The organism is Acinetobacter sp. SA01, assembly GCF_011319235.1.
Taxonomy (GTDB): Bacteria; Pseudomonadota; Gammaproteobacteria; order Pseudomonadales; family Moraxellaceae; genus Acinetobacter.
This window is the reverse complement of sequence record NZ_WXXM01000015.1, coordinates 1-22,160: the sequence shown is the minus strand read 5'-3', so window position 1 is coordinate 22,160 and position 22,160 is coordinate 1. Positions and strand designations below refer to the sequence as shown.

Genomic DNA, 22,160 nt, shown 5'->3' with positions numbered 1-22,160 from the left:
AGTTTACACTCTAAGTTTATGCTTGATGGAATTTTTATCAATGCTGCTTTGGGACTATATAACAAATTAATGCACATTATTGAAACAATTACCAAACTACTCGGGAAAATGATGCTGAAAGTAGGCATCAAAACGACAGGCATCTCCCTGCCATTGATGATCCGGTTCCAGGTTAGCCAAATAGACAGCCAGACGCGGCCGCTTCACCACCACACGTTTTGCCACTTTTTTTGCCAAAGTTAACAGATTATCACCCAGATCCATTTCCCCATGTTCAGGCAATAACAGATGTAATAATTGCATCTGTTTTTTCACTTGTGCCTGTTTTTTAATGGCTTGTTGATTCTGGTCACGCTGCGGAAACATCGGATCAAGGTAAACCACATCTACCACTCGCTTCTGTTCAGCCTGCTGCACTAAATAGTCGGCAGAATCAGAGAAAACCAGATGAATTCGTGACACTACTGAACTGAGAAAAGCATCATTTTGCGCATGGTTTTTGCTGTCTTCCAGTAAGGTAAACAAGACCGGATGCCGTTCAACCAGGGTGACTTCAGCACCCAAATGGGCCATTAACAAACTGTCATGACCTAAACCGGCAGTCGCATCAATTAATGTAGGCTTTTCACCCAGATTACAGGCACGTGCAATCATTTCAGATTTTAACGATGAACGTTTTAAACGCGGCACTTCAGCTTGCCAGTCGGGCTGCATCTTCATGCCATTGGCACACAACCACAGTCCCGATTCATCTACACATAAAGCCAGTTCCGGATTTAAACGTAAAAATCGGGCATTCAGCTTTTCAATGATCTCAACATTTACACTGACACCACGTGAAGAAAGCACAGCAGAATACTGCTGTGCTTGTGCTTGAAACTGAGCTTCTGTAAACAAATGCATTACCAAGAAACCCAGCCTGTCCACCAAGTTGCCAAAATAAACAGACCGAAACCTATGCGGTAGTATGCAAATGCAGTGAAATCATGTTTCGATACATAGCGAATTAATGCACGAATCACGATAAGTGCAGAAATAAATGCCACAATAATACCCACTGCTAGAACAGCCATATCATTGCTATGCAAATCAGCCCTCATTTTATACATATCGAGTAAACCAGCACCCATTAATACAGGAATACCCAGAAAGAAGGAAAATTCTGCTGCTGCTTTACGTGATACACCTAAAAATAAAGACCCGATAATGGTTGAACCTGAACGTGAAGTCCCTGGAAATAAGGCTAAACATTGAATCAGACCAATTAAAGTTGCTTGTTTATAGGTCAAATCATCCACTTCTTGAGTTTCAATGCTATGCGGACGGCGTTCAGCCCATAAAATAATAAAACCACCCACAATTAAGGCAATCGCGACAGTAATTGCATTAAACAGGTACGCCTTGATGATATCACCAAACGTTAAGCCAATAATGATGATTGGAATTGAAGCAATAATTAAGTTAATACTTAAACGGCGGCCCTGTTCTTGACCTTTTAAGCCACCGATTAAAGCGCCCCAAAGTTTGCCCCAGTACTCGTAAATCACAGCTGCAATTGCACCAATCTGCACTGCAACCGCAAACATATCTCTTTTTTCAATGGTCCAGAAATCTAAAAGCTGACCTGCTAAGATTAAATGCCCGGTACTTGAAATCGGTAGAAATTCAGTAATCCCCTCTACCAAGCCCATGATGGCCGCTTTAAATAATAATAAAAGATCCATATCTAACCTTAAGTTGCTTTAATTTGTTCTGGAATTTTTTTCCACGCATTATCACGTAAATACACTGGTAGTGCTTCTTCAGCCGCAACCCAATGCTGCTGTAATGCAGCAATACGTGCAATTTGTGCAATATCTTGTGCTGTGGCAACAATCTCTTTAAATTCTATAGCTTCAGGCTGAATTAAAGCTGAACCTGAACCAACAAGTTCAAATCTGACGGCCTGACTGGCAGCACTATAATTCAACAGTTGCTCTGTATCCACAGCCTGCATAATACCCTGCTGATCCAGCTGAAAACTGGCAATATAGACTTCATTCATACGCGCATCTAGTACTGCAGTCACTGCGGTTAAACCTGCCACACGGTATGCTGCCTGTGCCAAAGCTTGCAAGGTTGAAACAGGAATAACAGGTAGATCATTGGCCCATGCCAAGGCCTGAGTCACGGCAGCATTAATACGTACCCCACTAAAAGAACCGGGACCACGGCTAAATGCAATTGCAGTTAAGTCAGCAGCAGACAATCCAAGCTGGGTAAAAGCCTGTTCAATCATTGGGAGAATCGTTTGCGTTTGTGCTTTTGCTCGCGCATCTAATTGAAAAAATAATTCTTGAGTGTCATCTACAATAGAAACGGAACACTGCTCATTGGCAGTTTCCAATGCCAGCAACTTCATGCACAACCTTAATTTATTTAAATATAAAAAACGTCGGATATCATACTCCACTCATGCGTGCGAGGCGAGATTTTCCATCTGCAGGATACAAAAAAGCCAAGCTCTCGCTTGGCTGAATATCGCGTTTCAAATTACAGTTCAACCGACTCTAAATGCTGAAAATTTTTGAAATGCTCGGCATAGTGCATGGCACTCATTTTGAGTTTGGCTTCAGCCGCCTCATCCAGAGTTTTGACGATTTTGCCTGGTGAACCCATGACCACAGAATTGTCCGGAATCACCTTACCTTCTGGAATTAAGGCATTAGCACCAATAATACAATTTCTACCAATCACGGCATGATTTAAAATCACGCTATTAATGCCGATCAGCGTGTTATCTCCTACGGTACAGCCGTGCAACATAGCCTGATGGCCAATCGTGACATAGCTGCCGATCTGCATTTCAATGCCGGCATCGGTATGTAAAACAGCATTTTCCTGCACATTGGTAAAATCCCCTAACGTGATTTTACTGTTATCGCCCCGAATCACGGCGCTAAACCAGACACTGACCTGCTTGCCCATTTCTACCTGGCCGATAACGGTCGCATTATCTGCCACCCAGCCATCCCAAGGTTGATGCGTTGCTTGAGGTATATATCCTTTAAATTTATAAATCATGAGGTGAAATTCCTTATTTACCGTATTTAATCTTATTGCTATGAAAAGTGGGCGAATTTAATAAAAATGGCCATTCCTTTTGATAATCCAAACCATACTGAAACAGTGAAACCAACATTCGTGCCGTCAATCCCCAAACCACCTCATTTTCCACGCGCATGCTGGGAAAATACAAAGACTGATGAGCATAACGCACTTCATAGGGAATGGGCGGTGCATTCATTAAGCTATTCAGTGATGCAAAAAAGATTCGATCAATTTCAGCTGGTTGAGGAATAAGTTCCACTTCAGGCGGAATCAGCCCGACCACGGGTTTGACCAGCATCCCATTGCGGGCTTTTTGCATGGGCAAATCGCCAATCAGTTGCACATCAAATGGATTCAGTGCGGTCTCTTCATAAGCTTCGCGCAAAGCCACCACAATATTACTGGTATCTTGCGGATCTCTTTTCCCCCCCGGAAAAGAAACTTCCCCGGCATGATTGGATAAATATAAAGAACGGCGCGTGAGCAAAACTTTGGGATCAGACTCATCAGTAATGGCAATTAATACAGCAGCATGAGCAGGCTTAACACGTGTAGAAAAGCGTAATCTATGCTGTAATAATTGTATTAATGAGTAGTCATCCATGTGCTACTGCTCCTGCCTCATGCTTTATTTCATCATAGCTGAATTTTTATTCCAAAGGATAGAAATGATGCCAAAGTTGCATTTTTCAGTTATGCTGATCAACACCTTTATCATTGACGATGAATATGAATTTCTGTGTAATTTGCGGACATAAAACAACGGAAAAAATTCCACTCGGCGACCATCAATTACGCCGCGTTTGTACAGATTGCGGCAATATTCATTACGTCAATCCCAAAGTCATTTGCGGGGCACTGGTGCTGTGGGAAAATAAGGTTTTGCTGTGCCGCCGTGCCATTGAACCGCGTTATGGGCTATGGACCCTGCCCGCAGGTTATATGGAACTGTTTGAAACCATGGAACAGGGCGCTGCCAGAGAAACCCGCGAAGAGGCTGAAGCTGAAGTCGAAATCGAACAGCTCTACTGTATGTACAATATTCCCCGAATTGGACAAATTTACGTTCTGTTCAAGGCCAATCTCGTCAATGGCATATTCGGTGCTGGTGAAGAAACCATTGAGTCGCGTTTATTTGATGAACATGAAATTCCTTGGTCTGAACTGGCTTTTCCCAGCGTAGAACGGACCTTAAGACATTATTTTGAAGACCGTAAAACTGCTTCATTCAGCATGCATTTAGAAACTTTAGGTACCCGCTTAGATCATACCGGTTAAAGATGCGATAAATTTGCAATTTAATAAAAAGCCCATCATATGATGGGCCTTATTTTTTTGCTTACTTCTTTTTGACTGTATAACACGGAGCCAAAGCAAAAGTTAAACTGCCTCCACTTAACTTCGCAAGATCTGCATCTTGAGAAGTGTGCGATGTATTATTGGTATTATAAACTTTCTGGAAACTTGATAATGAGTTTGCCCATTTTACCGTACCAACAGCAGAGTCTTTAAATGTAATATCAGCTGTACCCGAAGTAAGATTTAATAAGTTAGCTACATTAAGTAAAGCACCACCCACCACAATACTATCTCCAGATGTTGAAGTCTTGATATTGGTATTCATTCCCACTAAAGCACCGTCAATTTTTTTCAAGTTTGTATTTGCCAATACCATACGCAAGGAAATATTCTTATCATTGGTGAAAGCACGAGAAACTGTACCAATCCGGTATTGTTGAACTCCATACTGGTCTATATAAGTGGATGAATTAAAGCCTGTGGTATCACAAGCACTTTTTCCTAAAACCAACTCCTGATCCAAAGCAGTACTCATATCATCTTCAGTATAACTAGGCTTCATATTGGTTCGAATGTTGCCTTTTTCATCAATCACTATTCCCAATACAATATCTTTCACACTGGTATCGGTAAATTTAAAGGTCAAATTTGCGTACATCGGGAATATATAAGCTTCGCCAGATTTCACATTATTAATGGATTTAAAAACCCTTTTATCTAGATAAGTGATAGGAAAGGTTTTATATAAATCGAGTGTACCATTAAAATTTTCGCTACCAATGGTCTGCCTCCATAGACCAAAATCCAGCTTATCAGCTGCAGTGACTTCTGTTTTCCTAGTAAGCAACTTATAGAATGCTTCTTTGCCGGCAATCATATAATCATTATATAAAGTTCCCTGATAAATACTTAAAGGTGTGGTGACTTGATCGACCTGAAAATCAAAATTTTGATCAATTTTCTTGGTTACCGGATTAATCCAATGCTCTTGTGCATTTGCAGTCATTCGAATCGGTCGGGTGGTGGTCAGCAATTTGGTATTTAATCCACCTAATGTCGAAGTGCCACTGATGCCTGGACCACGCCATTGTATGCCACTACCAAAAGTATAACCGTCACGATCGGTAATCAACATGAAATGTCCTAACAGATGCTGCGTTGAGCTGTCCTGAGGATTACACGTATCTTTATTACAACCAACTAAACCATCTGAACCACTTAAACTACTAATCACTCCAGAGGTTGAAAATAATGAAAATTCCGGTTGATATACCCCGGCATTCGCAATATTCATCAACATACTGACAGTAGAAAATGCCTGCTCATTGGTTATATTTGAAATATTAATCCAAGGTTGGATCAATAATTCAAAATCGGAATCTGTGGTATTTGCAAAGGTTTCTTGAGGAATTGACTGACTGATTCTCTCCAAATCTACACGCATTTGATCCGTAATATATAAGGCTTGAATATCGGCTGGATCAGCAATCCCCCCATTTTGTAGCGCAAGTGCCTGTAATATTTTTGCCAACCGCATAGCGACCTTCACTGTGCTATCACTGGCATCCAGAGACTTAGCTGATGTACCGGAAATTCCGGAGGCAATGTCCAAAATAGTCAAACGAGGCAATTGTGAAGTACTTACCTTGGCAATTTTATTTAGGTCTAGCGTTCCCAAATTAATTTGCTTATCTTTTTCCCCCTTCAGGAAGAAAGTAATTTTGTCACCGACTTTACATGCCCCAGTTGCTGCCCCATCTTTCAAATCTAAAGTGGTTACAAAGCTATTTTTAGTATCACTACTACAAGTAAAATTTAATCCATTTAATGGATAATCCAAGGCAAATCCAAGACATCCACTAGCACCTATCGTACACGTTCCATTCGTTGTACTACCTTCATAAACTTCAGGAATAACATTGGCACTTTCACCACCACACCCCGTTAAAGCTGCCATCAATGTGGTGAGGGCAAAAGGGAGTAAATATTTATTTTTCATCCGAGTTCTCTTCTTATATCCTTAGCGAATTGCTATTAATTTTAATTGACCCTGATTGGTGAGTGCTTTGTTTTCTAGATCTATCGCACTGGCTAAAGGAGTCAACAACATATATCGGCTTTGAGAAGGAATATGAATGATTCCTTCAATTTTTTCATGGCTAGTAAATGACTCGGCAGTTTCATGATTTTTAAAGCCTCCTGCTCCCTCAAGTACACATCCATTGGTATCTAGAAAAACCACAAATGGCCAATAAAAGGTCGGATTCTGTTGTCGCGAAGCATACGAGTTAATCTGCACATTCTGAATTGCATTGGAAATCTTCACAATTTCAAAATCAAAATGCTCTTTTAATGGTGCACGTGGCCAGACATTGACTTCCTTATCCAGACTGACTGTTTTCGCATTTTTAATTTTTTTGTACTGAATACATTGTTGACCTAAACTATTCACGGCATCAGCCTGGGAAACCCGGTAATAAGTCGATGACAAGATAATAGGACCACTATCCTGTTTTTGATTCTTTTTAAAAAATGATTGCAGTAGGGATTTACTCAGCCCTTTTTCACGCTCGACCATTTGTAAGCGTGTCGCTCCATGTTTGGTATCAATGATGCCTTCAGGCATAGCATAAAAACGTTTTTTCCCTTCCAGATTAAATTCCTTGTCTTCCAGGTATTCATTTTTTATATATTGCGTACCATCAACCGTGACATAGTTTTCTGCATCTTTAGCTTCTTTCAGTTCTTTAGGCGTACTGGTAGCGAGAGGTACGATTTCTTCCACCTTTTTAGGCAGGGGTTGAGGCTGCGCTAAAACTTTTTGCTTTTTCTCAGTTTCAGGTTCTACATAGGTCGCTTGCGTTATTTTAGCGGTATTCACTTGGGTAGAAGCTTTTTTTGTAGGGCTTTGGACTGCTACTTTATTTTTCACCGGTAATTGCGATAATGGTGTAGTTTGAGTTGCAATAACCTTGATGTCTGGCTGATTATTGGCGGAATGAGTGACCGAGTGAGTTTCTTGAACTCTCACCTCTACTGAGGAAGATTTACTTCCTTCAGTTTCTTTATTTTTGGGCGCAGATTTTTGTTGCACGACCATAGGCCTACCATCTGGCCCAATAATGGTGTAAAACTCTCCCGCATGAGAAAAAGATACCTGCACCACACATAGCGTAAGTATCGATTTCACACATAAATTCCCTTTCATTATTTTCAATTTCTCTACCATCGTGTTCTATAGTTCAAGCCTAAAATTGTGACTTTGGTATTCGTTTTAACATTTAAACCTGCATATGGATTTAGTAGAATATTATTCACACCCGTTTGGTTTGCTAAACTACTGGTATTTGCTGGAATGTTATCTTTACTGCGTAAGAAACCAATCGATAAATCCAGATCGGTATCTGCATCGAAACGATAACCTACCCCCAAGCCAAACAATTGTGCATTGTTAATCGGCACCATTGTATTTCGCTTATTATCAGGAATTGCACTAGTACGCGGTTCATATCCGGCACGTAATTTCAGACGATCTGTTGCAGAATATTCCAGACCTATCCCATAATTCCAAGGTGAAGTAAATTCCAGTGGAAGTGCCAGAGAAGAATCACCAATATTTTCAGAAAGTAATTTGGCAATTTTTAATGCTGAAATTTGTCGGTCAAATTCAAATTTAAACTTGTCCCACGCTTTATAATCTGTCCAGCCCACATCAAAATTGACTTGTAAATCAGGTAAAAGCTTATATTTTATTCCTGCTTGAAAATGGGCTGGATATTCAAAATCCATTGAAACCAGACCTGACTCACTTGCAGGAATATTATTAGGAAACCCCAAAATTGCCGCAAGAATTTGACCTGTAGGAGATGACATTAAACCATTGATCAGCTCACGTGGTGCCTTTGCGTTATCAATGTGATATTTACCTTTCAAACGCATTTTTGCCGCACTTTGATATACCATACCAAAGCTAAAATCCTCAGTCGGTTCCCACAATACGCCCAGGTTATAACTTGGGCTAAGTGATTGTTCCAGAGCAAGCTGCATTTGCCCGAACCTGCCAAATGGGTTCATACCTTCTTGGGCATTACATATACCTAACAACAGAATGTCAGTAATAATGTCCGAGTTTTCTTTAAAAGGTGTACAAACGACTTCATCAATCATTCGTAACATACCAATTAATTCATTGGGAAAACGCAAATCCGTTTTTAAACCAATGGCTTGATATGACATACCTATAGAAGCACCCACGGATAACTCATCATTCACTTGATAGGCAATAGATGGAGATAAATAGGTAATCCTTTCTAGAGCAACCTGTTGCCCCATGTAATTCGCAGGATTACCATTTTCCGCACCAAAACCGGCAACCAAAGGTGCATACATTGCAGTTGCAAAAGTTGTTTTTGAACCTGGTGGATTGTAAGCAATGCCTGCTGTAGGTGCAGCCATGGGTAGACCTTCACCAAGATCCACCATTTTTTTTAATACTGGGACGTATAGACTGACGTATTCAACATCCCCATTCACTGTGCCTTTAAAGTCTGTACATAAATCGGAAGAAATCTCTGGCCCGTCATTACACACCATCGGGTCATCTGAATAGCCAAATACGTTATAACCAGCAGGAACAGAAAATTCCCGTTGAATATCAAAATTAGCAAGAATCCCCTGCACATCGGTTTGCAAACCTTCAATTTTGGTCAAGGCTGCAGGGTTAAAATGAATTGCACTAATACCAGGAGGATCTGCAGTAACCGCATTTCCCATACTCAATGATCTGACATCAACAGATAAGTTAGTACCTAATTGAGCGAAAGTTGCACTTGAACAGCCCGAAACGATAATTGCTGCAGCTAACGGGCGAAGTCGAATCTTATACATACGACTACCCTCTTAGCGTAGTTTCTTACCGAAACCTAAAATATCCAGTGGGAATGACAAACCTAAAGATACATCTGGCGCATCTTCTGTCAGGCCTATACCCACAGTCCCATTGACAATAGTTTCAGGTGAAACACGAACACCCAATGAAATTGCTAAAGTGGAGCTGGTCTGGTCAGCTGGTGAATAACTCTCACCCGAAGTATAAGTAAATTCTGAACCGGTATTAAAACTTTGCTGATATGACATCGTCATAGACACATCATAGTTAAATGAATAGGCAAAACCTAAAGCAAAACCTCCACTGATCCCAGGTTGAAACTCATCCAGTACTCGTAAACCACGACGTTGATTTAAACCCGTTTCTTTAAAGCCATAATTGGCAGATACGGAAGCAAACAATACCACTGGATCGATATATTTACGCGTACTTGCACCAATCCCAGCAGAGTAATAACCTTTACCAGTTGCTAGATCATTAGTCGCATTAATTTCATAAGGACTATCACCAGTTTTAGTAGAAATATTACCGAATAAGATCAGGGGTAGTCTGCCAGCTTTTAGAGGGAAAGGCTCCCAACGCGTACCAAAAGAAATATCACCTAGACCTGCTGTAGAAGTATCTTTTAATAAATCTGTTTTAGCGACTAAAGGTACTGAAGCCGTAAAGGTTAAATTATCTAGAATGCCATACTGCGCAGTAAATGTATTGGTAACAGAGTGAGTCGCATTTTCTTGAACACGGAGTTGATACAGTTGTCCACTCGCCATTTCAGCATCAATCTGTGTATCACGATAATAGGTATAATCAATATCGTAATAAGATGAAATCTCACCTTTTTTAATTAAAGAATATTGTCTTTCATTTGAGGTAAAGACTTCTTGTAAGTTAGCTTCTTTACTTGCATCCCCTTCTTGCTGCTGTAAAGCAGAAGAAGCTTGCTCATTTGCATTAACAGGTTGTGGCTGTGCCGCTGGAGCACTATCGGCAGATGAGGTTGCTGCTGGCTCGTCAACCTGTTCATCAACCACTTCATATTCACCGAGTGCTGATTCTTCCACTTGAACATTTGCGGTTACTTCAGGTTGTACATTTGCAGACTGTGATGCTGTAGATTGAACTTCTGTTTCCTGCTGATCTACAACCTCGTATTCTCCGAGTGCCGGTTCTTCAGCTGCATATACCACCCCTATTGCCATTTGAACACTCAAAGCCAATAAAGTTTTGTTCATCCATTTACGATTCATATTCCATCCCACCATTTTTATTTTTTTAATCTACTTACTTTTATACTTTATTTACTTTTGTAATAAAGACGTAAAAAATTATATGTCGATTCCCCAAATTTTTCCGAGTCTTCATTTAAATTCTTGTCTAAACGAATCGTTGATGCCTTATCGGCAATTTTATCCATATAGAACTGCGGATATTGCATGTTAACGAAAGCATAGCGATTAACGGTTGCATCTTCGACATGTCGTAAGTCTGTATCCTGAAGTGCTAATAAACTTTTTCTCTTTTCAGGTGCGACATTAATTAAAAATAGGGTGTTGTTTTCCCAGATATCTTTGAAACGTGTTTCATCGAAACTAATATTACCCACTGCAGGATCAGCTACATAAACACGGCCATTCTTGTATGCTTTAAACACCACAAAATGTTTAAATCCTGCATAAGAAATTGGCACAATGGCTGGTTGTCCCTGTTTCACTAAATCGGAAAATTCGCCTTTATATCCCCCGCTTTCGAAACCGATTGCTCCGACAAAGCGTTTCATATCAAGTAAGGAAAAACTACGTCGCTCAACGATTTTCTCGGTCTCACCAAATTTAAGCAAACCATTCATAACTTGTTGTTCTGTCATAGTTACACCAACATCAACATAACCATTTAACAAGGTCGTTAATGCTGCTGATCCACAGCTATAGTCATAAGCTTGACGTACAATACCCCTAAATTGATCTTCTACAGCAGGTTTAATGAGGACTGCTTCTCTATGCATTCGAGTGAATGAATCTTGGCGAGAGTCTAAGGTTTCAGTGTAATACACAGCTTCCGCTGGCTTTTTTTTAATTTCAAAGGCTTCTTTGGCAGCGTAATACATCAATGCCGAGCCTAACGCGATCTCTAACATATCTTCTGACTTTTCTAGTTATCGGCATGACGTGCCTTTGCTCATTATTTTTCTAGAGTTATTACTCTACATCCATGTAAAAAGGAAGATAACCTTTTTTATAAAAAAAAACAGCTTTTTTTTAGTTTATTTGAAAAATTTAACATTATTTTTGTAAAAAAAAGCGCGTGTAAACACGCGCTTTTTGACACGGAAACTTAGTGACCGCGAATTGTAATGATCGCGCCTGGTACATATTGACCTTGCGCTGGGCTGAAGTAAGTTTGCATACCTTGAACTTCTACATCACCGATAGAAGCAGCAGTCTTGCTACCCAAATGAATGGCTTTAACGTAATTATCGTGCGCGCCACTTGTGCTCACAATACGTACATAACCTTTATTAGCACCTTCTTCACCAAACACACTGATAGATTGATTAAGTGTTAAATTTGTAGAGTTTGCATCTGCAACCTTGATGCTCTCAACAAAAATTTCACCGGCTGCACGCGTTGCAGTTTTGGTTGAGTTATCCAAGATACCCAAATTTGTGATCTCTAAACCACCAACCATAGTTGTATTCAACTTAATCATTGCGCCTTGCGGTGCAGCACCTAATTGGATGTTTGCAGCCATTTGACCAGTTTTTACAGAAAGACCTGATAGAATCGCGTTTTCAGTGCCGGTACCACCACGGCGGATATTTGCTGCACCAGCAGCTGGAGCAGCAGCCGATCCAACTACACCAATCTCGCCGATGTTAATATCTAGGCCTGATACTTGTGCAGCGATGTTGATGAATGGATTGCCGCCACCTGCATCTGAGTCAATTGTTAAGTCTGCCAAGTTACGGCTAGCAAGTAAATAAGCACCGCTATTATCGTAGTTTGCACCAATTACAATACCATTAGTTGCAGTAGCACCAGTCCCATTTCCTTTAATATAAATTGCACCAGCTGCACCAGTACCACCAAAACCAGGTTGACCTGCTGTTCCAGCTGCAGCTAAACCATCGTTATCGTGAATGAATAATTTTTCGATTTCGATTTTTGAAATACCGATCCCAATGCTTAAACCATCTTGACCAGTAGTAGCACCCAATGAAGTATCATCCATTGCTTGCATTGCCATCGCATTTGCGCTGATTGCTAATGAAGAAACTAAAGCAAGTTTAGTAAATTTTTTCATTTCGTACTCTCCCAAGAGTATTATTTTTTTGATTGTTAACTACTCGATTTCACTAATTGTTTTTTATTTTTTGACAATAGTGAGGCTTTCCTTGAGCAGCTGGTTTGCCCTAGCTAAGTTATCTCTGTGTCATTTTTTGTTCAACTGCTGTTGGTCGCAATCTGCATGTTACCGATAAACGGTATTTACAGTTTTTATGCATCAACAATGTTATAGAATAGACCATCTATGTATCGAATTTATTAAGTCACGTCGTATGAATGAGCCTGTTTTTTTTCAAAAATTGCTAACCAAGCAACAGCTTAATCCTACTGAAATTCTTTTATGCTTATCGCATCTTAACCATGTGGTTTACTTAAAAAATGTAAAGCAACCTGTCATTGCAATTTTGGCTTCTGAATATATGCTGATGCAAAATAACAAAATTCAGAAATTTACCAGAACATCGTTAAACAAATATCAACAAAAAAATGAACCAATTGATTTCAATCAATTTTTTAAGCAGGATTTGCAAAATCACACCTCCGATTTCAATGGTGGTTTAATCGGTTTTATCAGTTATGATGAAGCTGCCCAACAACACGTCAATATTCAATCCAAGAACCAGCCCTCTTTATTTTTAGGCATTTATTGCAGCTATATTAAACTGACCGATCAAGGCTGGACCTTTTTTAGTCATGAACATGAGGCTGAAGCGATCTTTCAGGTACTTCAAAATGCCTTGCAAAACAAAAACAAGCCAAGTAAAGAAAATCAAAATTTCACCCTCACTCGACCTTGTACCGCACGCTGGACTAAAAAACAGTATGTGAATGCCTTTAATCAGATTCAAGATTACATTCGGGCAGGTGACTGTTATCAAATTAATTTAACTCAAGAATTTACAACCAAAGCACAAGGTTTGTTGTTAGATACAGCAGAAGCGTTTTGGCAATTGACTGATGCACCTTATTCAGGTTATCTCAAAATCAATGATTTTGAATTATTAAGCTGCTCTCCCGAACTGTTTATCAAGTTTGAAGCAAATCGGAAAATCACCACAAAACCGATTAAAGGCACTATGCCCAGATATTCAGATGTTGCGCAAGATGAGCAATCCAAGCAAAGCTTAATTCACTCTAAAAAAGACCAAGCCGAAAATGTAATGATTGTTGATTTACTGCGTAATGATTTGAGCGTATACGCTGAAACAGGCTCTGTTAAAACACCAAAACTTTTTGAAATTGAGTCATTTAATCAAGTTCATCATATGGTGAGTGAAGTCACTGCTAGATTAAGGCAAGATATCAATCCTTTTCACGTTCTGATGTCAGCTCTTCCGGGCGGTTCAATCACAGGCGCTCCCAAAATTCGTGCCATGCAAATTATAGAGGAACTTGAAGGTGCTCCACGTGGTGCCTACTGTGGTTCGATGGGGTATTTTAATTTTGATGGTACAGGTTCATGGAATATTTTGATTCGCTCAATTCAAAAATATCAGAATGATATTTCTGTTTGGGCTGGCGGAGGGATCACCATTGCATCAGATTGCGATGCCGAATATCAGGAATGTTTTGATAAAGTGTCTGCCATGCTGGATTTGCTTAATACCTGGTATAAGCCAAATCAACAAAAAAGCGATTCCTGAGAATCGCTTTTTTGACTTCAAATCCCTCCTCCCTTTATAAAAGGTGAGGAGCACTGCTCCGCAAGGGAGGTGTTTAATTAAGCTAAAATATCATTTCTCAAGGTATCGACTAAACGCTGGTTTTGCTCGTCGGTACCAATGGTAATACGCAGGAACTGGTTGATACGGGGCTTATTAAAATAACGTACGATAATGCCACGTTCGCGCAATTCAGCAGCAAGCTCAGCTGCATCTCTACTCGCTAATGACGCAAAAATAAAGTTTGCACTCGATGGCAAAACTTTAAAGCCAAGCTCAGCCAATTGGGCAACCAACTTTTCACGGCTTGCAATCACTTTCTCATTTTGCGCTTCGAAGTATTCTTGATCTTCAAAAGATGCTACAGCTGCTGCAATCGCAAAACGATCGATCGGATAAGAGTTAAAACTGTTCTTCACCGCTTCAAGGGCAGCGATGAGATGTGGCTGTGCAATGGCAAAACCGACACGTAATCCCGCCAGTGAACGAGACTTAGATGTAGTTTGGCAAACCACCAAGTTATCGTATTTCTCAACCAGTTTTACCGCCGATTCAGCACCGAAATCCACATAAGCTTCATCAATGACGACCACTGAATCTGGATTGGCCTGAAGCACATCTTCAATGGCTGACAAACCCAGTGCGATACTGGTCGGCGCATTCGGATTGGTAATAATAATCCCGCCATTGGCTTGTTTATAATCATCCACCACAATTTCAAAATCATCATTCAATGGCAAAACTTTGGTTTTTACCCCAAAAAACTGACTGTAAACCGGATAAAAACTATAGGTAATGTCAGGATAAAGCACTGGCAACTCTTGGACAAAAAATGCTTTGAAGATATGTGCCAATACTTCATCAGAACCATTGCCAACAAATACATGATCTACCGAGACATGTTGCTGTTTGGCAATCGCCTGTTTTAAAGCCGATGCATCCGGGTCTGGATATAAACGCAGCACATCTGCTGAATTGGCCAATACCGCTTGAACCGCTTCGACCACTTTTGGTGATGGTGGATAGGGATTTTCATTGGTATTGAGTTTTAATAAGTTTTGGATTTTGGGTTGTTCACCGGGTACGTAAGGTTCAAGTTCACGTACTTCAGGACTCCAAAAACGCATTTGCTCTGTGGTGATAGTCGACATTTTATTTTCTCTTATTTCCCTCTCCTAACCTCATCTTGCGCTTTGCTTTAAAGCAATCCTTAAAGCTCACTCAGGGAGCGGAATCTACACCTCATGAAGATAGAATCAAACGTCAAAGTCATTCTCATCATATGAGTTCCCCTCTCCTTTCAGGAGAGGGTTAGGGAGAGGTTTATAATTTTAGAAAACCAGATTTTTTCTATCTAGCCTATGATTGATTACTGATAACGATAACGTGCTGAACGTGCATGTGCATCCAGGTTTTCCTGTTGCGCCAAGATATCGGCCGTTTTCGCTAAAGTTTTCACGCCTTCTTGCGAACACATGATCAGGCTGGAACGCTTCTGGAAATCATACACCCCGAGTGGTGATGAGAAACGCGCTGTGCCCGATGTCGGTAATACGTGGTTAGGACCGGCACAGTAATCACCAATCGCTTCAGGCGTATAACGCCCCATGAAGATGGCACCGGCATGGCGAATATTTTCCGACATTTTCTCAGCTTCATCCAAGCAAAGCTCTAAATGTTCTGGCGCAACCTGATTGATGAGGTCAATCGCTTCCTGACGATCTTTCACCAAAACCAATGCCCCACGGTTAGCAATTGAAGTACGAGCAATTTCAGCTTTTGGCAAAGCCGCCAAATGTTCTTCAATCGCCTGTTCAACGTCGTTTAAAAGCTGTTCATCCGGTGTGATGAAAACTGCTTGGGCAACGGTGTCATGCTCGGCTTGGGACAAGAGATCCATCGCCAGCCATTTGGCATTGTTTTCGCCTTCAGCATAGACCAAAATTTCAGAAGGTCCCGCAATCATGTCGATACCGACCTGACCAAAGACTGCACGTTTAGCCGCTGCCACGAAACGGTTACCCGGGCCGGTAATCTTATCCACAGATGGAATGGTTTCCGTACCATAGGCCAATGCTGCAACCGCTTGCGCACCACCAATGGTAAATGCACGATGCACACCAGCCAGATATGCCGCGGCCAATACCAATGGATTTAACTCACCATTCGGCGCAGGAACCACCATGATAATTTCAGGCACACCGGCAACATGCGCAGGCACGGCATTCATCAATACGGAAGATGGATACGATGCCAACCCACCCGGTACATAAATACCAACGCGATCGAGCGGTGTAATTTTTTGCCCTAAGGTATTCCCCAAAGCATCAACATAGGTCCAACCATCCTGCTTTTGCGCTTGGTGGAATTCACGAATACGATTGGCTGCCAATTCTAGAGCTTCTCGAACTTCTGTGGTTAAACCTTCAAAAGCCGCTTTAAGTTGTTCTTGAGTGAGTTCTAGATCAGAAAATTGATGCGCTGGATGTCGATCGAACTGTTGAGTGAGTTTAAGAACATGAGCATCACCATGCTGACGTACGTCAGCAATGATTTGGTCTACGGTTTTTAAAAGTTCAGGATCACTAACTGTCTCAAAAGCCAACAAGTCTGCAAAGGCCTGCTTAAAGCTTTGATCTTGAGTCGATAAACGTCGCATCAATTTACCCACAAGGTTTCAATTGGAAAACTTTAGTTTACCTTGTTTCCCAAACTTTGTGGGTATCAATCACACATCTATTCACATAGTTTCATAGGAAATTACTTTCTGAATTATCGAATAAATTCGCTGTTTAGCTCGGGATGGTAAAAATAGGCATAAAAAAACCGCCACAGGGTGACGGTTTTTCACATCTGAATGCAAAAAGACTTATTTTTTGCTTTCGCGTTCTTCAACTGCTTTTTCAAGCTGTGCAAGAATAGGATTCAATAACGCTTGCTTACGCTTGAAACTGGCTTTGTTCACAATTAAACGTGAAGATACTTTGCAGATTTCTTCCAAAGGCTCTAAACCATTGGCACGTAGGGTATTACCCGTATCGACCACGTCAACAATGTAATCACCCAAACCAACCAATGGCGCAAGTTCCATCGAACCGTAAAGCTTAATCACATCGACTTGCTCGCCCAGGCTGGCATAGTATTGACGTGTAAGATTCACATATTTAGTGGCAATTTTTAAACGGCCTTTCGGACGAACCATACCGACTTTACCCGCTGTCATGAGTTTGCAGTTGGCAATTTTTAAGTCCAATGGTTCATATACATTTTGTGCGCCATGTTCCATCAGCACATCTTTACCTGCAACACCCAAATCCGCTGCACCATTTTCCACATAGGTCGGTACATCAGAAGCGCGTAAAATTAAAATACGGACCTGTTTATGGGTCGTTGGGAAAATCAATTTACGGGATTTATCCGGATCTTCCAGTAAATTAATTCCTGCTGTTTCTAGCAGAGGTAAAGTTTCTTTTAAAATACGTCCCTTACTTAATGCTAAAGTTAAACCATGATCAAAATTGCCCATAACATCAAAGTTTGGATCATCGTTTCTCATATCGCTCATTAACTTACTCGCTTAATTTGGGCACCTAAACCTTGTAACTTCGCTTCAACATCTTCATAACCGCGGTCAATATGATAAATACGGTCAATCAGGGTTTCACCTTCGGCAGCCAACGCAGCCAAAACCAAAGAGAAAGAAGCACGTAAATCTGTCGCCATTACAGGAGCAGCCGAAAGTTTTTCCACACCTGTAACCACTGCATCGTTACCTTCAACCTGAATATTTGCACCCATACGTGCCAATTCAGGCACATGCATAAAACGGTTTTCAAAAATCGTTTCAGAAATCGTAGCAAAGCCACGACCAATCGCGTTGACAGCCATAAGCTGAGCTTGCATATCAGTTGGGAATTCTGGATGTGGCAGGGTCTGGAAACTAACAGCTTTTGGACGTTTACCCATCATATCGAGTTCAATCCAGTCATCACCACGGGTCACTTCCGCACCCATTTCTTCAAACTTATCCAAAACGGCTTCAAGTAATGCCGGATCGGTATGGGTCGTTTTTACTTTACCACCGGTAATTGCCGCGGCAGCCAAATATGAACCTGTTTCAATACGGTCGGCAACTACAGCATATTCACAGCCATGTAAATGCTCAACACCGGTAACCACTAAAGTCTCGGTATCCAAACCTTCAATTTTCGCACCCATTTTAATCAGCATTTTTGCCAGATCAGTGATTTCAGGTTCACGAGCTGCATTACGGATAGTCGTGACGCCATCGGCCAATACGGCTGCCATCAGAATATTTTCAGTACCGCCAACAGTCACCATATCAAAGACCACTTCGCCACCTTTAAGACGACCATCGACTTTGGCATTGACATAACCGGCTTCAACTTCAATTTCAGCACCCAAAGCTTCTAATGCTTTAAGGTGTTGATCGACTGGGCGTGAACCAATGGCACATCCACCAGGAAGAGATACTTTTGCACTACCATAGCGCGCCAATAACGGACCAAGCACCAAAATAGAAGCACGCATGGTTTTGACCAGTTCATAGGGGGCAAACTGATTATCTAATGTAGACGTATCTGCTTTAACGGTATCGCCTTCATAAGAAATTTGAACACCCAAACCAGCAATCAGTTTTACCAACGTGTTCACATCCTTAAGATTTGGAACATTGGTTAATGTGGTGGGAGTTTCAGGGAGAATCATTGCAGCAAGTAATGGAAGTGCTGCATTTTTTGCACCAGAAATACGCACTTCACCTTCGAGCTTAACACCGCCCTGAATTAAAAATTTATCCATCTAGTTCTAAGCTCCGAATAAGCTTGCTTTACGCCATTCTTCTTTGGTCATTGCACGAATAGTTACCGCATGTACTTCACCGCTGGCAATATATGAATTTAACGGAGCATAAACTGTCTGTTGGCGTGCCACCGGACGTTTGCCTTCAAATTGTTCATCTACAATGCGAAGATCAAATTTCCCGCCTTGCCCACTAACTGCAACTTCAGCCTCTGGAAAAGCAGCTTTTAAAATTTCAGTGAGCTGTTCACTATTCATCACAAAGACCTCTTATAGGACCAACGGTGTAAAAACCTGCCATTTTACTATAAATATGAAAAATAAATCATTAAGCTATAACATTTAATATATAAAAAAAGAGGTCATAAAAAACCTCTTTTTGTTCAGCAACAAAACTATGCCATTAAAGATGGGGATGCAACCTGCATTTTTCTATGCTTATGCAACTGTCTTTTAAGTTTTTCTGTTAATTTTTTTATTGATGTATACATATCATCAGCTGTTGCCTGTGCAAACAATTCTGCCCCCGGTACACGAATAATTGCTTCTGCAATATGATTCAAACTTCCTTTTCTTGATCGTTTATCTACTTGATGATCTTTGCTCAATTTCACCTGCATACTATTGACCTGATCTAAATGTTTGGTCATTTCAGCAAATTTTAAACGAATATTATCTTCAATTGCAGGGGTGATAGTTAAGTGATGACCACGAATTGTTATTTGCATAATTCTATCCCTCACCTTCTTTAGGATTAGTTAAAGTCATAGCCGAAATGATCTGCTGACAGAACCTAGAATTCTGCAATTTACACTTTAAATCATTTCAACCACACCTTTAAAAGAAAAAAGATTCATTATGTTGTCATAATGAATCCTTAGAATAATCAGATTTTAAAAATTAGATCAAGACTTTTCGTTCAGAAGATGAAGGAATATGTAACGACTCTCGATATTTAGCAACAGTTCGACGTGCCACATCAATGCCATCTTGTTTTAACAAATTGGCAATAATATTGTCAGATAAAGGCTTGCGTGGATTTTCTTCAGAAATTAACTTTTTAATTTTTGCCCGAATGGCAATCGAAGATGCCTCCCCACCCGAAGTCGTTGCCACATGACTGGAAAAAAAATATTTCAGTTCAAACAAGCCGCGTGGGGTCAGCATGAATTTATTGGTCGTCACCCGAGAAACCGTAGATTCATGCAATTCCACCTCTTCCGCAATATCGCGCAATACTAAAGGTTTCATCCCTTCCGCACCTATTTCCAAAAACCTTTTTTGATGTTCCACGATACAGGTAGCCACTTTTAATAAAGTTTTATGACGCTCATCGACACTTTTAATAAAATTTTTGGCATCCAGCATTTGATTGCGTAAATATTGATTATCGTTACTTTGATCTGCACGTTTAATCATACTGGCATAAAAAGAGTTGATCCGTAATTTAGGCATGACATCTGGATTTAACTGCACTTGCCAATGATCATTCTTTTTCATGACTACCACATCGGGAATCTGATAATCAGAGTCTTTTTCTTCAAACTCCATTCCAGGATAAGCTTTTAAGGTCTTTAACAAATCAACTGCACATTTCAATTGCTCAGGATTCAAACCCGTTTGTTTGATCAATTTCGGCAATTCATTCGAAATAAGTAACTCATAATGATTTAACAATTTTATCGCTTCACAACGATAAGCTTGATGTACAGGCAAGCTTTCCAATTGCACCAATAAACATTCTGCCAGATTACGTGATGCTACACCTGGAGGATCCAGATGTTGAATATGTTTTAAGACAACAAGGACTTCATCATCTTCCACTTCATCCTCATAATCCATAGTTTCCAATAAATGCTGCACAGATGCCGTGATTTCAGCAATTTCAGCATCTAAAAAACCTTTTTCATCTAAAGAATCAACAATACAATGCGCAATCAAGCGATCTACATCAGAAAAATGCAACAAATTGATTTGTTCAAGTATGTGTTCTTTTAGACCAAGATGTCCCTGACGGTTATCTTCACGCTCTTCATATTCAGGGGAACCAAGACTCGTCGGTTGATGGGTATAGACATCATCCCAATCAGTATCGACAGGTAAATCATCAGGAAGATGGTTTGCATTCAGCTCATTCGTTAAATCTTTATTATCGCGTTCCTGATCTTGTAAGGTGGATAAACTTTCAATCGAAGATTGCTCTTCAACCTTCTCTAGTAAGGGGTTACTATCAAGTTGAATCTGAATTTCTTGCTCTAATTCAAGACTAGAAAGTTGAAGCAAACGAATGGCTTGTTGTAACTGCGGTGTCAGCGACAAGGAGTTTGCAACTTTTAATCCAACCGATAACTTCATATTACCCTACTCTTTTTAACTGCTATTTATGAAAACACATCTTGTAAGCAATTTTTGTGCCGTTTTAATTTTTATATCATAGATACACATAAAAAATATACAAATTTAAAATTTTTTAATTATATTTTCGATAAAATACTCACGAAATATTAATAAATATTTTTATAAATTAATAACTTACTCAAAAGATAAAATCTAATTATCTAAATAGCAGAAAAATCAATTCCGTTAAAGAATCTAATTTCATTCATCATCAAATAATAATTTTAAGGTTTTAATAATCTAGGCAAAAAAAAAGCCCCTGCTTTATGCAGGGGCTTTTTAAGAATAATGAGCTGGCGATGACTTACTCTCACATGGGTAATCCCACACTACCATCAGCGCTAAGAGGTTTCACTTCTGAGTTCGGGAAGGGATCAGGTGGTTCACTCTTGCTATGGTCGCCAGCACAACTGTTTATGACTTTGCGTTTGGTCTTATTTATATGCCAATGCTTGGTCAAATAGAATTCATTAACAGGTATATCTGAGCTGTCATATTTTGTTCTTTAGCGTTCACTAAATCAAGCTGTTTTGCTTAATATCGAATCAGTTGATGCTTTATACAACAACTGTTTGGGTGTTGTATAGTCAAGCCTCACGAGCAATTAGTATTGGTCAGCTTCACATATTACTATGCTTCCACATCCAACCTATCAACGTCGTAGTCTTCAACGGCTCTTTAGGAGACATAAAGTCTCGGGGAAATCTTATCTTGAGGTAG

The 22,160-nt window shown here is 40.2% G+C and carries 20 protein-coding genes and 2 rRNA genes; 2 read left to right on the top strand and 20 right to left on the bottom strand.

What is annotated here, in order from left to right; genetic code table 11:
• Window positions 1–96 precede the first annotated feature (96 nt).
• The 5 genes from GTU69_RS12925 to GTU69_RS12905 all read right to left on the bottom strand — a co-directional run bounded on the left by GTU69_RS12925 (window position 97) and on the right by GTU69_RS12905 (window position 3,694).
• Window positions 97–903 (bottom strand): class I SAM-dependent methyltransferase, encoded by an 807-nt coding sequence (locus GTU69_RS12925; protein ID WP_166171046.1) that lies wholly within the window; start codon window positions 901–903, stop codon window positions 97–99.
• On the bottom strand, window positions 903–1,724 hold the full coding sequence (locus GTU69_RS12920; RefSeq protein ID WP_086197691.1) for an undecaprenyl-diphosphate phosphatase: 822 nt from the start codon (window positions 1,722–1,724) through the stop codon (window positions 903–905). Before GTU69_RS12920 ends, GTU69_RS12925 begins: the two co-directional genes overlap by 1 nt.
• 8 nt (window positions 1,725–1,732) lie before the next feature.
• Entirely contained in the window at window positions 1,733–2,401 is a 669-nt protein-coding gene (gene tsaB / locus GTU69_RS12915; protein WP_086197692.1) for a tRNA (adenosine(37)-N6)-threonylcarbamoyltransferase complex dimerization subunit type 1 TsaB, read from the bottom strand.
• Between the two features lie 131 nt (window positions 2,402–2,532).
• A complete protein-coding gene (locus tag GTU69_RS12910; protein ID WP_166171044.1) occupies window positions 2,533–3,063 on the bottom strand; it encodes a gamma carbonic anhydrase family protein in 531 nt (176 codons plus the stop codon).
• A gap of 13 nt (window positions 3,064–3,076) precedes the next feature.
• Window positions 3,077–3,694 (bottom strand): CoA pyrophosphatase, encoded by a 618-nt coding sequence (locus GTU69_RS12905; protein ID WP_166171042.1) that lies wholly within the window; start codon window positions 3,692–3,694, stop codon window positions 3,077–3,079.
• A gap of 125 nt (window positions 3,695–3,819) precedes the next feature.
• Between GTU69_RS12905 and GTU69_RS12900 the strand changes: the two genes are divergently transcribed.
• Entirely contained in the window at window positions 3,820–4,368 is a 549-nt protein-coding gene (locus tag GTU69_RS12900; protein WP_086197695.1) for an NUDIX hydrolase, read from the top strand.
• Window positions 4,369–4,429: 61 nt separating this feature from the next.
• Here GTU69_RS12900 and GTU69_RS12895 read toward each other — a convergent pair whose 3' ends face one another.
• From GTU69_RS12895 to GTU69_RS12870, 6 genes are all read right to left on the bottom strand, one after another.
• Window positions 4,430–6,388, bottom strand: coding sequence for a hypothetical protein (locus GTU69_RS12895; protein ID WP_166171040.1), 1,959 nt, complete (start codon window positions 6,386–6,388; stop codon window positions 4,430–4,432).
• Window positions 6,389–6,409: 21 nt separating this feature from the next.
• Entirely contained in the window at window positions 6,410–7,579 is a 1,170-nt protein-coding gene (gene filE / locus GTU69_RS12890) for a putative pilus assembly protein FilE (protein ID WP_346764487.1), read from the bottom strand.
• A 32-nt stretch (window positions 7,580–7,611) separates the two neighbouring features.
• Window positions 7,612–9,276, bottom strand: a complete 1,665-nt coding sequence (locus tag GTU69_RS12885) for an outer membrane protein transport protein (RefSeq protein ID WP_086197698.1) — start codon at window positions 9,274–9,276, stop codon at window positions 7,612–7,614.
• Between the two features lie 12 nt (window positions 9,277–9,288).
• Window positions 9,289–10,524, bottom strand: coding sequence for a hypothetical protein (locus GTU69_RS12880; RefSeq protein WP_086197699.1), 1,236 nt, complete (start codon window positions 10,522–10,524; stop codon window positions 9,289–9,291).
• A 47-nt stretch (window positions 10,525–10,571) separates the two neighbouring features.
• Window positions 10,572–11,411, bottom strand: a complete 840-nt coding sequence (locus tag GTU69_RS12875; protein ID WP_086197700.1) for a C39 family peptidase — start codon at window positions 11,409–11,411, stop codon at window positions 10,572–10,574.
• Window positions 11,412–11,608: 197 nt separating this feature from the next.
• Entirely contained in the window at window positions 11,609–12,577 is a 969-nt protein-coding gene (locus tag GTU69_RS12870) for a DUF6160 family protein (protein ID WP_086197701.1), read from the bottom strand.
• Window positions 12,578–12,833: 256 nt separating this feature from the next.
• Between GTU69_RS12870 and pabB the strand changes: the two genes are divergently transcribed.
• On the top strand, window positions 12,834–14,204 hold the full coding sequence (gene pabB / locus GTU69_RS12865; protein ID WP_086197702.1) for an aminodeoxychorismate synthase component I: 1,371 nt from the start codon (window positions 12,834–12,836) through the stop codon (window positions 14,202–14,204).
• A gap of 77 nt (window positions 14,205–14,281) precedes the next feature.
• On the opposite strand, the gene hisC is transcribed toward pabB, so the two are convergent.
• The 9 genes from hisC to GTU69_RS12820 form a co-directional block, all read right to left on the bottom strand.
• Window positions 14,282–15,373 carry a histidinol-phosphate transaminase gene (gene hisC, locus GTU69_RS12860; RefSeq protein ID WP_166171036.1) on the bottom strand — a complete coding sequence of 364 codons (1,092 nt, stop codon included), beginning with the start codon at window positions 15,371–15,373 and terminating at the stop codon, window positions 14,282–14,284.
• Window positions 15,374–15,591: 218 nt separating this feature from the next.
• A complete protein-coding gene (gene hisD / locus GTU69_RS12855) occupies window positions 15,592–16,893 on the bottom strand; it encodes a histidinol dehydrogenase (RefSeq protein WP_166171034.1) in 1,302 nt (433 codons plus the stop codon).
• Between the two features lie 198 nt (window positions 16,894–17,091).
• On the bottom strand, window positions 17,092–17,787 hold the full coding sequence (hisG, locus tag GTU69_RS12850; protein ID WP_086197705.1) for an ATP phosphoribosyltransferase: 696 nt from the start codon (window positions 17,785–17,787) through the stop codon (window positions 17,092–17,094).
• A complete protein-coding gene (murA, locus tag GTU69_RS12845) occupies window positions 17,787–19,043 on the bottom strand; it encodes a UDP-N-acetylglucosamine 1-carboxyvinyltransferase (RefSeq protein WP_166171032.1) in 1,257 nt (418 codons plus the stop codon). The genes hisG and murA overlap by 1 nt, the downstream gene beginning before the upstream one ends.
• Before the next feature lie 6 nt (window positions 19,044–19,049).
• Window positions 19,050–19,301, bottom strand: coding sequence for a BolA family iron metabolism protein IbaG (ibaG, locus tag GTU69_RS12840; protein ID WP_004650949.1), 252 nt, complete (start codon window positions 19,299–19,301; stop codon window positions 19,050–19,052).
• A gap of 137 nt (window positions 19,302–19,438) precedes the next feature.
• On the bottom strand, window positions 19,439–19,771 hold the full coding sequence (gene raiA, locus GTU69_RS12835) for a ribosome-associated translation inhibitor RaiA (RefSeq protein ID WP_086197707.1): 333 nt from the start codon (window positions 19,769–19,771) through the stop codon (window positions 19,439–19,441).
• 172 nt (window positions 19,772–19,943) lie between these two features.
• On the bottom strand, window positions 19,944–21,398 hold the full coding sequence (locus GTU69_RS12830; protein ID WP_166171030.1) for an RNA polymerase factor sigma-54: 1,455 nt from the start codon (window positions 21,396–21,398) through the stop codon (window positions 19,944–19,946).
• A 333-nt stretch (window positions 21,399–21,731) separates the two neighbouring features.
• A 5S ribosomal RNA gene (gene rrf / locus GTU69_RS12825) occupies window positions 21,732–21,846 on the bottom strand.
• 177 nt (window positions 21,847–22,023) lie between these two features.
• Window positions 22,024–22,160, bottom strand: a 23S ribosomal RNA gene (locus tag GTU69_RS12820); the annotation flags it as partial.